This is a genomic window from Streptomyces odontotermitis (genome assembly GCF_050510915.1).
Taxonomy (GTDB): Bacteria; Actinomycetota; Actinomycetes; order Streptomycetales; family Streptomycetaceae; genus Streptomyces.
In genome coordinates, this window is record NZ_JBNJLS010000001.1 from 340,599 (window position 1) to 352,650 (window position 12,052).

15 protein-coding genes are annotated in these 12,052 nt (G+C 72.5%); 2 read left to right on the forward strand and 13 right to left on the reverse strand.

Features of this window, described 5'->3' with window-relative positions; genetic code table 11:
* Nucleotides 1-4 precede the first annotated feature (4 nt).
* The 11 genes from lgt to hisI all read right to left on the reverse strand — a co-directional run bounded on the left by lgt (nt 5) and on the right by hisI (nt 8,994).
* Entirely contained in the window at nt 5-976 is a 972-nt protein-coding gene (gene lgt / locus ACQB60_RS01590) for a prolipoprotein diacylglyceryl transferase (RefSeq protein WP_496923971.1), read from the reverse strand.
* Between the two features lie 90 nt (nt 977-1,066).
* On the reverse strand, nt 1,067-1,858 hold the full coding sequence (locus ACQB60_RS01595) for a DsbA family protein (RefSeq protein ID WP_496923972.1): 792 nt from the start codon (nt 1,856-1,858) through the stop codon (nt 1,067-1,069).
* 89 nt (nt 1,859-1,947) lie between these two features.
* A complete protein-coding gene (trpA, locus tag ACQB60_RS01600) occupies nt 1,948-2,760 on the reverse strand; it encodes a tryptophan synthase subunit alpha (protein WP_496923973.1) in 813 nt (270 codons plus the stop codon).
* Nucleotides 2,757-4,007 (reverse strand): tryptophan synthase subunit beta, encoded by a 1,251-nt coding sequence (gene trpB, locus ACQB60_RS01605; protein WP_496923974.1) that lies wholly within the window; start codon nt 4,005-4,007, stop codon nt 2,757-2,759. The genes trpA and trpB overlap by 4 nt, the downstream gene beginning before the upstream one ends.
* A 108-nt stretch (nt 4,008-4,115) precedes the next feature.
* Nucleotides 4,116-4,358, reverse strand: coding sequence for a tryptophan biosynthesis modulator TrpM (trpM, locus tag ACQB60_RS01610; protein ID WP_496923975.1), 243 nt, complete (start codon nt 4,356-4,358; stop codon nt 4,116-4,118).
* Nucleotides 4,359-4,365: 7 nt separating this feature from the next.
* Entirely contained in the window at nt 4,366-5,175 is an 810-nt protein-coding gene (gene trpC, locus ACQB60_RS01615; RefSeq protein WP_384842220.1) for an indole-3-glycerol phosphate synthase TrpC, read from the reverse strand.
* Nucleotides 5,176-5,357: 182 nt separating this feature from the next.
* Nucleotides 5,358-5,792, reverse strand: coding sequence for a DUF2752 domain-containing protein (locus ACQB60_RS01620; RefSeq protein WP_496924747.1), 435 nt, complete (start codon nt 5,790-5,792; stop codon nt 5,358-5,360).
* 195 nt (nt 5,793-5,987) lie between these two features.
* On the reverse strand, nt 5,988-6,206 hold the full coding sequence (locus ACQB60_RS01625) for an HGxxPAAW family protein (RefSeq protein WP_496923976.1): 219 nt from the start codon (nt 6,204-6,206) through the stop codon (nt 5,988-5,990).
* Between the two features lie 129 nt (nt 6,207-6,335).
* Nucleotides 6,336-6,983 (reverse strand): TIGR02234 family membrane protein, encoded by a 648-nt coding sequence (locus ACQB60_RS01630; protein WP_496923977.1) that lies wholly within the window; start codon nt 6,981-6,983, stop codon nt 6,336-6,338.
* A 56-nt stretch (nt 6,984-7,039) separates the two neighbouring features.
* Nucleotides 7,040-8,542, reverse strand: coding sequence for an anthranilate synthase component I (locus ACQB60_RS01635; RefSeq protein ID WP_496923978.1), 1,503 nt, complete (start codon nt 8,540-8,542; stop codon nt 7,040-7,042).
* A 74-nt stretch (nt 8,543-8,616) separates the two neighbouring features.
* The gene (gene hisI, locus ACQB60_RS01640; RefSeq protein ID WP_496923979.1) at nt 8,617-8,994 is read right to left on the reverse strand and encodes a phosphoribosyl-AMP cyclohydrolase; all 378 of its coding nucleotides are present in this window, start codon (nt 8,992-8,994) and stop codon (nt 8,617-8,619) included.
* Nucleotides 8,995-9,076: 82 nt separating this feature from the next.
* Between hisI and ACQB60_RS01645 the strand changes: the two genes are divergently transcribed.
* Nucleotides 9,077-9,712, forward strand: a complete 636-nt coding sequence (locus ACQB60_RS01645; protein ID WP_496923980.1) for a TIGR03085 family metal-binding protein — start codon at nt 9,077-9,079, stop codon at nt 9,710-9,712.
* Nucleotides 9,713-9,751: 39 nt separating this feature from the next.
* Complete coding sequence (locus ACQB60_RS01650; RefSeq protein ID WP_496923981.1) at nt 9,752-10,147, forward strand: VOC family protein; 396 nt, start codon at nt 9,752-9,754, stop codon at nt 10,145-10,147.
* Nucleotides 10,148-10,165: 18 nt separating this feature from the next.
* Here the strand turns inward: ACQB60_RS01650 and ACQB60_RS01655 are convergent, their stop codons facing one another.
* Both ACQB60_RS01655 and ACQB60_RS01660 read right to left on the reverse strand, forming a co-directional pair.
* Nucleotides 10,166-11,416, reverse strand: a complete 1,251-nt coding sequence (locus ACQB60_RS01655; protein WP_496923982.1) for an MFS transporter — start codon at nt 11,414-11,416, stop codon at nt 10,166-10,168.
* A gap of 14 nt (nt 11,417-11,430) precedes the next feature.
* A complete protein-coding gene (locus ACQB60_RS01660; RefSeq protein ID WP_496923983.1) occupies nt 11,431-12,033 on the reverse strand; it encodes an ArsR/SmtB family transcription factor in 603 nt (200 codons plus the stop codon).
* Nucleotides 12,034-12,052: the final 19 nt, after the last annotated feature.

Sequence of the window (12,052 nt, forward strand, 5' to 3'; positions counted from 1 at the left end):
GGAGTCAGCTCTTCTTGGCGGACTCCGACTCGGATTTGCTCTCGACGGAGTCGGCGTCCTTGGTTTCGGAGTCCTCGGAGTCGGCGTCCTCGGAGTCGGAGTCCTTGGGCTCAGCGCCTGCCTCGACGGAGTCGGACTCAGTGCCGCTCCCCTCACCGGGAGGCGCGGGTTCGACGATCTCCTCCCGGCCCGGACGGACCCGCGACGAGACCACCAGGTAGACCACGGCCAGCAGGAACACAAGGATCGCGGTCCACACATTGAGCCGCAGCCCCAGCACGTGGTGCGCCTCGTCGACCCGCATGTACTCGATCCAGCCGCGCCCCACACAGTACGACGCCACGTACAGCGCGAACGCCCGCCCGTGGCCCAGCTTGAAGCGGCGGTCGGCCCAGATGACGAGGAAGCCGACGCCGATGCACCACAGGGACTCGTACAGGAAGGTCGGGTGGTAGGTGCCGGGCACCCGGCCGTCCGACGAAGACGTGATCTTCAGGGCCCACGGCACGTCGGTGGCCTTGCCGTACAGCTCCTGGTTGAACCAGTTGCCCCAGCGGCCGATGGCCTGGGCGAAGGCGATGCCGGGGGCGAGGGCGTCGGCCCAGGCGGGCAGCGGGATGCCGCGGCGGCGGCAGCCGATCCACGCGCCGACCGCGCCGAGCGCGATCGCGCCCCAGATGCCGAGGCCGCCCTCCCAGATCTTGAAGGCGTCCACCCAGTCACGGCCCTCGCTGAAGTACAGCTGGTAGTCCGTGATCACGTGGTAGAGGCGACCGCCGACGAGGCCGAACGGCACGGCCCAGACCGCGATGTCGGCGACCGTGCCGGGACGGCCACCGCGGGCGATCCACCGCTTGTTGCCGAGCCAGACGGCCACGAAGACGCCGATGATGATGCAGAACGCGTAGCCGCGCAGCGGAATGGGTCCGAGGTCGACCACTCCGTGCGACGGGCTGGGGATATAGGCAAGGTCCATGGCAGGGTCGACGCTACCGTGCCGGGCGGTGGCGACGGCAACCAGCCCGCTTACGGGTCCATAACGGGCGCCGCCCCGCACCCGGCTCCGCTACGCCGCCTTGTCGGCCTTCTCGACCATCTCCTTGAGCTCCTTCGGGGTCAGCGGCTTCTTCCCGTCCTTGATGATGTTCTGCCCGTTGAGCAGGACCGTGGGCGTGCCCTGGAACTTGCCGTTCTCGAACGCCTTGTTGGACTTGGCGACCCAGCTGTCGTGCGTGCCGTCGTCGACGCACTTCTTGAAGGTGTCGGTGACGAGCCCGTCGACCTTGCCCGCGAGCTCGATGAGCTTGCTGTTGCTGCCGTAGGCGTCGTCGGTCTCTTCTGGCTGGTTCTCGTAGAGCACGTCGTGGTACGGCGGGAACTTCCCGGCGTCCTGGGCGCAGCCCGCCGCGTTGGCCGCGCGGAGCGAGCCGTCGCCGCCGAGGTTCCTGTCGATCAGCGTCGCCAGGTGGTACTCGACCTTCAACTGGCCCTTGTCGGCGAGCTCATGGATGGTCGAGCGGTAGGTGTCCTCGAACTGCTTGCAGGCGGGGCAGCGGAAGTCCTCCCAGATGTCCAGGGTGGACTTGGCGCTCTCCTTGCCCAGCGGGATCGAGAGATTGTCCTTGCCGTTCGCCCCCTTGGGGGCGACCAGTGGGCCCGAGGTGTTGTTGTCCTTCTTGCCGCCCGAATTCGAGTTGGCGGCGAGGACGCCCGCGACCGCGGCGAGGCCGAGGACGCCGACGACGGCGGAACTGACGATCAGTGCGCGGCGCCGCTTCTCCCGCGACTTCTGCCGCTCTCGCTCGACTGCAAGGCGCTCTCGGGCCGTGCGCTTTCCCTCACGGTTCTTCTCACTCACACCCGCGCCAACGAACCGGGGAGGCACCAGCGTGCCTCCCCGGTCGCAGCTCCACCCGTATGGGCTACCGGCCCCGGGCGCCCGTACGGCTACGCGTTTCGAACACCCCGGGCGAGGTCGGCCGCGAGCTCGCGCACCGCGGTCAGGCCCGCCGTCTCGTCCTCGGCGTCGAGCATGCACGTGACGAAGGCCGAGCCGACGATCACGCCGTCGGCGAAGGCGGCGACCTCGGCGGCCTGCGCGGCGTTGGAGACGCCGAGGCCCACGCAGACCGGCAGGTCCGTGGTGGCGCGGGTGCGCCGCACCAGGTCCTCGGCGGCCGAGCCGACGGAGGCCCGGGTGCCGGTGACGCCCATCAGCGAGGCCGCGTACACGAAGCCGGAACCGACCGCCGTGATCTTCGCGAGCCGCTCGTCCAGGCTGCTGGGGGCGACGACGAAGACCGTGGCGAGGCCGTGCTTCTCGGCGTGCTCGCGCCACAGCGCCGACTCCTGGACCGGCAGGTCGGGCAGGATGCACCCGGCGCCGCCCGCCTCGGCGAGCTCGGCGGTGAAGCGCTCCACGCCGTAGCGGTCGATGGGGTTCCAGTACGTCATGATCAGGACCGGCTTGCCGGTGGCCTCGTGGGCCTCCCGCACCGTCCGCATGACGTCCTTGATCTTGACGCCGCCCTTGAGCGCGATGTCGTCGGCGGTCTGGATGACGGGGCCGTCCAGGACCGGGTCGCTGTGCGGCAGGCCGACCTCCACGACGTCCGCGCCGCCGTCGAACGCCGCCTTGATCGCCTCGATGCCGCCGTCCACGGTCGGGAACCCGGCCGGGAGGTAGGCGATGAGGGCGGAGCGCCCCTCGGCCTTCGCCGCCGCGAGGGTCTGGCTCAACAGCTGGATGTTGCCGCTCACTTGGCGTCCCCCTCGGAAGCGTCGGTGTCGTAGAGGCCGAAGTAGCGGGCGGCCGTGTCCATGTCCTTGTCGCCGCGCCCGGAGAGGTTGACGACGATCAGCCCGTCCTTGCCGAGCTCCTTGCCGAGGTCCAGGGCCCCGGCGAGCGCGTGGGCGCTCTCGATCGCCGGGATGATGCCCTCCGTACGGGACAGCAGGCGCAGCGCCTGCATCGCCGCGTCGTCCGTCACGGCGCGGTACTCGCCGCGGCCGCTGTCCTTGAGGAAGGCGTGCTCGGGGCCGATGCCCGGGTAGTCGAGTCCGGCGGAGATCGAGTACGGCTCGGTGATCTGGCCCTCCTCGTCCTGCAGGACGTAGGAGCGCGAACCGTGCAGGATGCCGGGCTCACCGGCGGTCAGCGTGGCCGCGTGCTCGCCCGTCTCGACGCCGTGGCCCGCGGGCTCACAGCCGACGAGGCGGACACCGGCGTCCGGGATGAAGGCGTGGAAGAGGCCGATCGCGTTCGAGCCGCCGCCGACGCAGGCCACGGCGGCGTCCGGCAGCCGTCCGGCGCGCTCCAGGATCTGGCGCCGGGCCTCGACGCCGATGACGCGGTGGAAGTCGCGGACCATCGCCGGGAAGGGGTGCGGCCCGGCGACGGTGCCGAAGAGGTAGTGGGTGCGGTCGACGTTGGCGACCCAGTCGCGGAACGCCTCGTTGATGGCGTCCTTGAGGGTGCGCGAGCCGGACTTCACGGCGACGACCTCGGCGCCGAGCATCCGCATCCGGGCCACGTTCAGGGCCTGGCGCTGGGTGTCGACCTCGCCCATGTAGATGGTGCAGTCGAGGCCGAAGAGCGCGCAGGCGGTGGCGGTGGCGACGCCGTGCTGGCCCGCGCCGGTCTCGGCGATGACACGGGTCTTGCCCATGCGCTTGGTGAGCAGGGCCTGCCCGAGCACGTTGTTGATCTTGTGCGAGCCGGTGTGGTTCAGGTCCTCGCGCTTGAGGAACACCCGGGCGCCGCCCGCGTGTTCGGCGAAGCGCGGCACCTCGGTGAGGGAGCTGGGGCGCCCGGTGTAATGGACGAGCAGCTCGTCGAGCTCACGGGCGAACTCGGGGTCCGCCTTGGCCTTGTCGTACTCGACGGCGACCTCGTCCACGGCGGCGACCAGCGCCTCCGGGATGAACTTGCCGCCGAAGGCGCCGAAGTACCCTTCGGCGCTGGGGACTTGACCCTCCGGGTCAGGAATGAAGAACTCGCTGGGCATGCGGAAACCTCGCTAGGAGTGGAGTTGATGGCTCTCTGGCTCTCGCGGGTGTGTCCGAGCGCCGCTGCCGGTCGGACGTGCTGTCCTGCGCTCCTTGCGGGGCGTTCCTCAGCTCGGACGGCGCTCGGGGCGCCGTCGCCATCGCATCCCGGGGATCTGGCCCGGCTCCGCCCCGATGTGGTACCGCACCCGCCTGCCCCGCACACGCCGCGCGGGCGCCCGGCAGCCGCGCAACCAGAAGGGCGGCGCGCAGCGCCTCGGTTGAGGGTGGCGGCGGGAGACGGGCGGGAGGCAGCCGGGAGCGAGGCGCGCGTACGGATCGCGCGCGGTGACGTGGCGGACGACGGACACCGGCGGGTCAGCTCCTGCCGTGCCGCAGGGCCGGGTGCTCGCCCGCGGCGACCAGGTCCGAGACGGCCGTCTTCGGGTCGCGGCCGGTCACCAGGGACTCGCCGACCAGGACCGCGTCGGCGCCGGCGTTGGCGTACGCGATGAGGTCGTGCGGGCCGCGCACGCCGGACTCGGCGATCTTCACGACGCTGTCCGGGAGTTCGGGGGCGACGCGCTCGAAGGTGGAGCGGTCGACCTTCAGCGTCTTGAGGTCGCGGGCGTTGACGCCGATGACCCGGGCCCCGGCGTCGATCGCGCGCTCCGCCTCGTCCTCGTCGTGCACCTCGACGATCGGCGTGAGGCCGATCGACTCGGCGCGCTCGATGAGGGAGACCAGGGCGGGCTGCTCCAGGGCCGCCACGATCAGCAGGGCGAGGTCGGCGCCGTAGGCCCGGGCCTCCCAGAGCTGGTACGCGGTGACGATGAAGTCCTTGCGCAGGATCGGCACGTCGACGCGGGCGCGGACGGCCTCGAGGTCCGCGAGCGAGCCGCCGAAGCGGTGCTTCTCGGTGAGGACGGAGATGACGGCAGCGCCGCCCGCCTCGTAGTCCGCGGCCAGCCCCGCGGGGTCGGCGATCGCGGCGAGCGCCCCCTTGGACGGGCTGGAGCGCTTGACCTCGCAGATGACCTTGACGCCGTCGCCCCGCAGCGCGGCGGCGCCGTCCTTCGCCTCGGGAGCCTTGGCCACACGCTCCTTGAGCTCTTCGAGGCTGACGAGCGCCTGCCGCTCCGCGAGGTCGGCACGGACTCCGTCGATGATCTCGTCGAGCACGCTCACGCGAGCGGCCCCCTTCCTGACGGCTGAAAACTGACGTTCAAGCTGGGTACAAGCTGTTCTCGGATCGCCCACATCGGGCACTCCGATGGTCACTGCGATGATATCCACAGGCGGGCGAAGGCCCCGCATCCGGTTGACGCCGGTCCCACGTCCTGGACTCATCTCAGCGCACGGCCGCGGATTCACGGGTGCAGCCAGGCCCCGACCGGCAGATTCCTGACAACCGTGAAGCCCACGATCAGGACCCCTACCACCCAGACGTGTGCCGAACCGAACTCGATCCGCAGCTTCCTGCCACGCGCGGCGGAGACCGCCCACAGCAGCCATACCACGGCGAACACGAGATAGCCGACCACCGCGAGCGCATTGGCGCCGAGGGCCGCGGGGAAATCGCCGCGGATGAAGGCGTGCGCGCTGCGCAGGCCGCCACAGCCGGGGCAGTAGAGGCCGGTGAACTGCAGGAGCGGGCAGACGGGGTAGTGCCCCGGCTCGTTCGGGTCGACCGTGCCCACGTAGGCGAAGGCGGCGGCGACGGAGCCGAGCAGCGCGACGGGCACGAGCAGCCGGCGCGCGGCCGAGCCGGGTGGCGCCGGCGGCGCGAGCGGCGCAGGCGGCATCCCCGGCGGCGGCGGTGGCTGCCGTGACGACGGCGGTGGTGACAACTCGCCGGACAGCTCCGTGGATTCGGCGTTCACCCGAGCATTCTCCCCCGCCGTCCGCGTGGGCGCCCGGCGGGGAAACGCGCGGGAGGCGGCCCGGACCGTGTCCTGGCCGCCTCCGCGTCCGTACGAGGGCCGGTGTGCGCCCGCCGCTCAGCCCTCGGTCTGCGTGACCGGGTGCGCGTGCGGCTTCTGGCCCAGACCGGCGACCTTCATGGCGCCGCCGACGACGGCACCGGCGGCGATGAGGGCCATGCCCGCCCAGAAGCCGACCGGCTTGGCCATCACCATGAAGGCACCCGCGACGCAGAAACCGATGAAGGCGATGATGCTTCCGGTCCACGCGGCTGGGGTGTGTCCGTGGCCTGCCATGACTTGCTCCTCGTGTGCTCTGTGCGTGGGTGGTGGGTGGGTCCGCCCACCGCGAGTCGGACGCTCGCTCACATTGTCCCGCACGCGCGCGTCAGGCGTGAGCGCGGGGTGCGGGACACGCGCGTCGGGTCAGCCCTCGCGCGTGGGGTCCTCGCCGCGGTCCAGGGCCTTCCACAGCTCCTCGGGGCGCTCCGGGTCCACGGGGCGGCTCGCCCTGCGGGGGGCGGGGGCGCCGCCGCGCTCGTAGCGGCCGGACATGGCGGGCCAGCTGCCGCCGCGGGTGAGGGCGAGGATCCCGGCGATCAGGAGCAGCAGTCCGGCTGCGGCCGCGGCGTACGGCCAGCCGGTGTGGGTGAGGTCACCGATCCGGGCGGCGGCGTCGCCGGACGCCTCGGCGGCCTTCTCGTCCAGCGCCTCGGTGTCCTCCACGCCGAGCAGGGCGGCGACGATGATCCCGGCGCCGCTCGCCGCGAGCAGCAGCGAGACCAGGAAGCGGCCGGTGCGGCGCACGGCGAAGACGGCCACGAGGGCGGCGAGGCCCACTATGGCGAGGGCCGCGGGGACGCCGGTGACGTCGCTTCCCTTGGCGGTCAGCGGGAAGGCGCCGCCCGCCACGGACGCGGTGCCGTGCGCCCACGCCTGGCGGGAGGCGAGCAGCGCCAGGGCCGCGCCGACGGCGCCGAGAAGGAGGGCCGCGGCGAGGCTGCGCCGGCCGCCGCCCTTCGCCCGGGCGGCGGAGGCGGTCTCGGTACGGGGCTGCGGAACTGCTGAAGTCACCCGTCCACTATCCCTTATGCCCGCCCGTCGCCCACCACCACCCGTATAGGGAAGCGCTACGCGCCCTCTTCCTCGCCTGCGTGCAGCCGGTTGGCCGTGTGGATGGCGCGCAGCACGGCGGCGGCCTTGTTGCGGCACTCGTTGTCCTCGGCCACCGGGTCGGAGTCGGCGACGACACCGGCCCCGGCCTGCACGTATGCGGTGCCGTCGCGCAGGACCGCGGTGCGGATGGCGATGGCGGTGTCGGAGTCGCCGGCGAAGTCGAGGTAGCCGACGGCGCCGCCGTACAGGCCGCGCCGGGACGGCTCCAGCTCGTCGATGATCTGCATCGCGCGGGGCTTGGGGGCGCCGGAGAGGGTGCCCGCGGGGAAGCAGGCGGTCAGCACGTCGAAGGCGGTACGGCCCTCGGCCACCCGTCCGGTGACGGTGGACACGATGTGCATGACGTGCGAGTACTTCTCGATGGACATGAAGTCGACGACCTCGACGGAGCCGGGCTCGCAGACCCGCCCCAGGTCGTTGCGGCCGAGGTCGACCAGCATGAGGTGCTCGGCGCGCTCCTTGGGGTCGGCGAGCAGCTCCTCGGCGAGCGCCTGGTCCTCCTGCGGGGTCGCGCCGCGGTGCCGGGTCCCGGCGATGGGGTGCACCATCGCGCCGCCGTCCTCGACCTTGACGAGGGCCTCGGGCGAGGAGCCGACGACGTCGAAGCCGTCGAGGCGCAGCAGGTACATGTACGGCGAGGGGTTGGTGGCCCGCAGCACCCGGTAGACGTCCAGGGCACTGGCCGTGCAGCGGGTCTCGAAGCGCTGCGAGGGCACGACCTGGAACGCCTCGCCCGCGCGGATGCGCTCCTTGATGTCCTCGACGGCGACCTGGTACTCCGGGCCGCCCCACTTGGTGCTGAACTCGGGCAGCTCGGAGGGCGGCAGCGCGGCCGGGGCGGCGGGGACGGCGCGGGAGAGGTCGGCCTCCATCGCGTCGAGGCGGGCGACGGCGTCGGCGTACGCCTCGTCGACGCCGGTCTCCAGGTCGTTGTGGTTGATCGCGTTGGCGATCAGCATGACCGAGCCGTCCCAGTGGTCGAGCACGGCGAGGTCCGAGGTGAGCAGCATGGTCAGCTCGGGCAGCCGGAGCTCGTCGTTCTCGCCGGGGCCGATGTCCTCGAGGCGGCGCACGATGTCGTAGCCGAGGTAGCCGACCATGCCGCCGGTGAAGGGCGGCAGGTCGTGGGCGAGGTCGTGCGGGGTGTGCAGGGTCTCCACGGTGGCGCGCAGCGTGGCGAGCGGGTCGCCGGTGGTGGGCACGCCGACGGGCGGGGTGCCGAGCCAGTGCGTCTCGCCGTCGCGGGAGGTGAGGGTCGCGGCGCTGCGCACGCCGACGAAGGAGTACCGGGACCAGGAGCGCCCGTTCTCGGCCGACTCCAGGAGGAAGGTGCCGGGACGCTCGGCGGCCAGCTTCCGGTACAGGCCGACCGGGGTGTCCCCGTCCGCGAGGAGCTTGCGGCTGACGGGAATCACGCGTCGGTCGGACGCCAGCTTGCGGAAGGTCTCGAGATCCATGGTGAGAGCTTACGGGCGCAGGGCCGCCGGACAGCCGGGCGTCTCAGGGACTGGGTCACCTCTCGGGGACCGGGTCAACTCCCCTGCGGCGCCGTGACGGTGAGCCGGTCGGTGTCGAAGCAGGTGCGGGTGCCGGTGTGGCAGGCGGCGCCGACCTGGTCGACCTGGACGAGGACGGTGTCGGCGTCGCAGTCGAGGGCGACCGACTTCACGTACTGGAAGTGTCCGGAGGTGTCGCCCTTGACCCAGTACTCCTGGCGGCTGCGGGACCAGTAGGTGCAGCGTCCGGTGGTGAGGGTGCGGTGCAGCGCCTCGTCGTCCATCCAGCCCAGCATCAGCACCTCACCGGTGTCGTACTGCTGGGCGATGGCGGGGACGAGCCCGTCGGCGCTGCGCTTGAGGCGGGCGGCGATGGCGGGATCGAGGCTGGTGGGCGGGGGCGTGCTGCTCATGGGGCCATTGTGCCGCCCCTCACCGGGCCACCGGGAGGGACGTCCACTGGGCGGACCTCGTACTCGGTCGTAGGCTTGCCGCATGTCGACCCATGCCAAGCGTGAACGACTTCTCCTCGCCGACCTCCTGGAGGCGCAGGGTCCGGACTCCCCCACCCTGTGCGGGGGCTGGACCACCCGCGATCTGGCGGCCCATGTGGTGGTGCGCGAGCGGCGTGCGGACGCCGCGGGCGGCATCCTCATCAAGCAGCTGGCACAGCGCCTGGAGAGGGTGCAGGCGGAGTTCGCCCAGAAGCCGTACGAGGAGCTGATCCAGCTCATCAGGACCGGTCCGCCCCGCTTCTCGCCCTTCTCCCTGAAGCAGATCGACGAGGCGGCCAACGCCGTCGAGTTCTATGTGCACACGGAGGACGTGCGCCGCGCGCAGCCCGACTGGACGCCGCGCGAGCTCGACCCGGTCTTCCAGGACGCGCTGTGGGCGCGCCTGGAGCGGATGGCGCGGGTGATGGGCCGCAAGTCGCCGACGGGCCTGGTACTGCGCCGCCCGGACGGCCGGACGGTGGTGGCCCACAAGGGCGCGCCGGTGGTGACGGTGACCGGGGAGCCGAACGAGCTGCTCATGTTCACGTACGGACGGCAGGAGACCGCCGACGTCGAGCTGGACGGCGACAAGGAAGCGATCGCCCGGGTGCGGGACACCAAGCAGCTCGGCATCTGAGTCCACCGGATCCGGGGGGCGCACGCAGGGAGCACTCTCATGATCAAGCTCGCCATGGCCGGGGTGTACGTCGACGACGTGGCGAAGGCCCACGCCTTCTACACGGACGTGCTGGGCTTCGAGACGCGCACGCACGTCGACATGGGCGGCGGCGCGCCGTTCGTGACGGTGGGCGCGGCCGGGGCGCAGGCGGACATGGAGCTGCTCCTGGAGCCGGGCGACAGCCCGATCGCGGACCCGTACCGCAAGGCGCTGCGCGAGGCGGGCATCCCGAGCGTGGTCTTCTCGGTGGACGACGTGGCGGCCGAGCACGCCCGCCTGACCGGGCTCGGGGTGGCCTTCACGCAGCAGCCGCAGCGCCAGGGCCAGGTGCTCATGGCGGTGCTCGACGACACGGTGGGGAATCTGGTGCAGCTGATGCAGCAGGTCGGCTGACGGGTCCGGGACGGCGGCTCAGCGGGGCAGTTCGGCGCGGCGCAGGGCGCGGGAGCAGAGCGCGTACGCCCCGCCCGCCGCGCTGAGCGCCGCGCTCGCGACGAAGACGGGGCCGATGCCCCAGGCGCCGATGGCGGCACCGGTCACGGGGTAGGTGAGCGGGGCGAGGCCCACGGTGAAGAGCATGCCGATCGAGGTGACGCGGCCCAGGTAGGCGGGGTCGGCGTGGGTCTGCGCCAGCGCGGCGCAGAGCGCGCCGCCGAGGCCCGTGCACAGGCCGACGCCGAGCGCGGCGAGGGCGGCGAGGGTGACCGACGGCGCGAAGCCGATCGCGGCCAGCGCGGCGGCGCCCAGCAGCAGGCCGTACGCCTGCACCGCACCCGCCCGGGGTATCCGCCCCCGCACCGCGAGCAGCAGCGACGCGAGACCGGCCCCGGTGCCGAACCCCGCGACGACCCAGCCGAGCCCGGCAGCCCCCCAGCCCCGCTCGTCCGCGAGCAGCACCAGGCCGATGTTGGCGGGCCCGGTGAAGCCGAGCTCCCCCACCGCGATCACGACGAGCAGCGGGGCGAGGACACGGTGGCCGCGCAAGTACCGCAGTCCGTCGCGCAGTTGGCGCCAGGCCGTGCCGTCACTCGCGGCCGCGGCGTCGTCGGCGGGCAGGGCACGCAGGCGTACGGAGAGCAGCAGCGGAAGGGAGACGGCGAACAGGGCCCCGGCGAGCGCGAACGCCGCCGCCGAGCCGCCGACCGCCACCGCGAGGCCACCGAGCGGGGCTCCGGCCACCAGCCCGATGCGCTGTGCGAGGCCCCGCATCCCCTGCACCCGGCTCAGCTCGCCCCGTGACGTGATCTGCGGCGGCAGCGCGCCCACACTGGGCACGAACAGCGCGTCCACCGCCCCGAAGACCAGGGCGACGGCCGCGAGCAGCCAGATCCCCGGGGACGACACCAGGAGCAGGCCGGCGACCGCGAGGATCACCAGGCAGCGCACCGCATCGCTGACGATGACGACCCGGCGCGGACCGAACCGGTCGGCGACCACTCCCCCGCCCAGCATCAGCGCGGCGCGCGGCACGGATCCCAGGGCGAGCACGAGCCCGGCCTGCCCCGGGCTGCCGCTGCGGGCGGCGGCCCAGGACAACGCGACGTAGTAGGCGGCGTCGCCGACCATCGAGGCGGTGTACGCACCGAGCCAGCGCAGGACGTTTCCGTCGCGGTGGGCGGGCTTTTCGGGGGCGACGGGCGTACGTATCTCTGTGGCGGTCATGGGCGGCTGGCTCCTCAGGTCCGGAACGGGAAGCTGTAGAGGTGCAGTGCGACGTGCTCGCGCCCTTCCGTGTCGCCCGCCTCGTCGGCGGCCTTGCCCCGCTCCTGGAACCTGTCGACCAGGGCCCGCAACTCGCCGCCGAGCTCGGCCAGTTCGGCGGCGGTGAGCCGGGCCAGGTAGTCGGAGCTGTCGGCGGCGGACTGCCACTCGGGGCTCCAGGCCGCCTGCTCGTCCACATAGCGGAGGTAGCGCTCGCTGCGGTACTGGAAGAGGGTGCGCAGGGCGGCGTTGTGGGCGGCCAGCTCCTCGGGCGCGTCCTGGAAGTCCTTCCGGTGGAAGCTCAGGCTCTCCTGGGCGGGCTTCCACCACCGTTCCCGGCCGTCCCCGCTGCCCGCCTCGGCCTCTTCGATGAGGCCGTACTCGGCGAGCTTGCGCAGGTGGTAGCTGACCAGCGAGACCGCCTCGTCGACCTCCTCCGCGAGCTGGGACGCCGTCGCGGTGCGCCGCACGTACAGCGCGCCGTAGAGCTTCATCCGCAGCGGGTGCCCCAGCGCCTTCAGCGTGCCGAGGTCCGTGATCCTGCGCGTCCCCGGCTTGTCCTTCTCCTTGCCGCTCATGCCTCCACCGTAGATACGA

What these genes read in the sequence shown, in the direction of transcription:
- lgt (WP_496923971.1), bottom strand. Translation starts at nt 976, where the DNA reads ATGGACCTTGCCTATATCCCCAGCCCGTCGCACGGAGTGGTCGACCTC.
- trpB (WP_496923974.1), bottom strand. Translation starts at nt 4,007, where the DNA reads ATGCCCAGCGAGTTCTTCATTCCTGACCCGGAGGGTCAAGTCCCCAGC.
- ACQB60_RS01620 (WP_496924747.1), bottom strand. Translation starts at nt 5,792, where the DNA reads ATGCCGCCTGCGCCGCTCGCGCCGCCGGCGCCACCCGGCTCGGCCGCG.
- ACQB60_RS01625 (WP_496923976.1), bottom strand. Translation starts at nt 6,206, where the DNA reads ATGGCAGGCCACGGACACACCCCAGCCGCGTGGACCGGAAGCATCATC.
- ACQB60_RS01635 (WP_496923978.1), bottom strand. Translation starts at nt 8,542, where the DNA reads ATGGATCTCGAGACCTTCCGCAAGCTGGCGTCCGACCGACGCGTGATT.
- hisI (WP_496923979.1), bottom strand. Translation starts at nt 8,994, where the DNA reads ATGAGCAGCACGCCCCCGCCCACCAGCCTCGATCCCGCCATCGCCGCC.
- ACQB60_RS01645 (WP_496923980.1), top strand. Translation starts at nt 9,077, where the DNA reads ATGTCGACCCATGCCAAGCGTGAACGACTTCTCCTCGCCGACCTCCTG.
- ACQB60_RS01650 (WP_496923981.1), top strand. Translation starts at nt 9,752, where the DNA reads ATGATCAAGCTCGCCATGGCCGGGGTGTACGTCGACGACGTGGCGAAG.
- ACQB60_RS01655 (WP_496923982.1), bottom strand. Translation starts at nt 11,416, where the DNA reads ATGACCGCCACAGAGATACGTACGCCCGTCGCCCCCGAAAAGCCCGCC.
- ACQB60_RS01660 (WP_496923983.1), bottom strand. Translation starts at nt 12,033, where the DNA reads ATGAGCGGCAAGGAGAAGGACAAGCCGGGGACGCGCAGGATCACGGAC.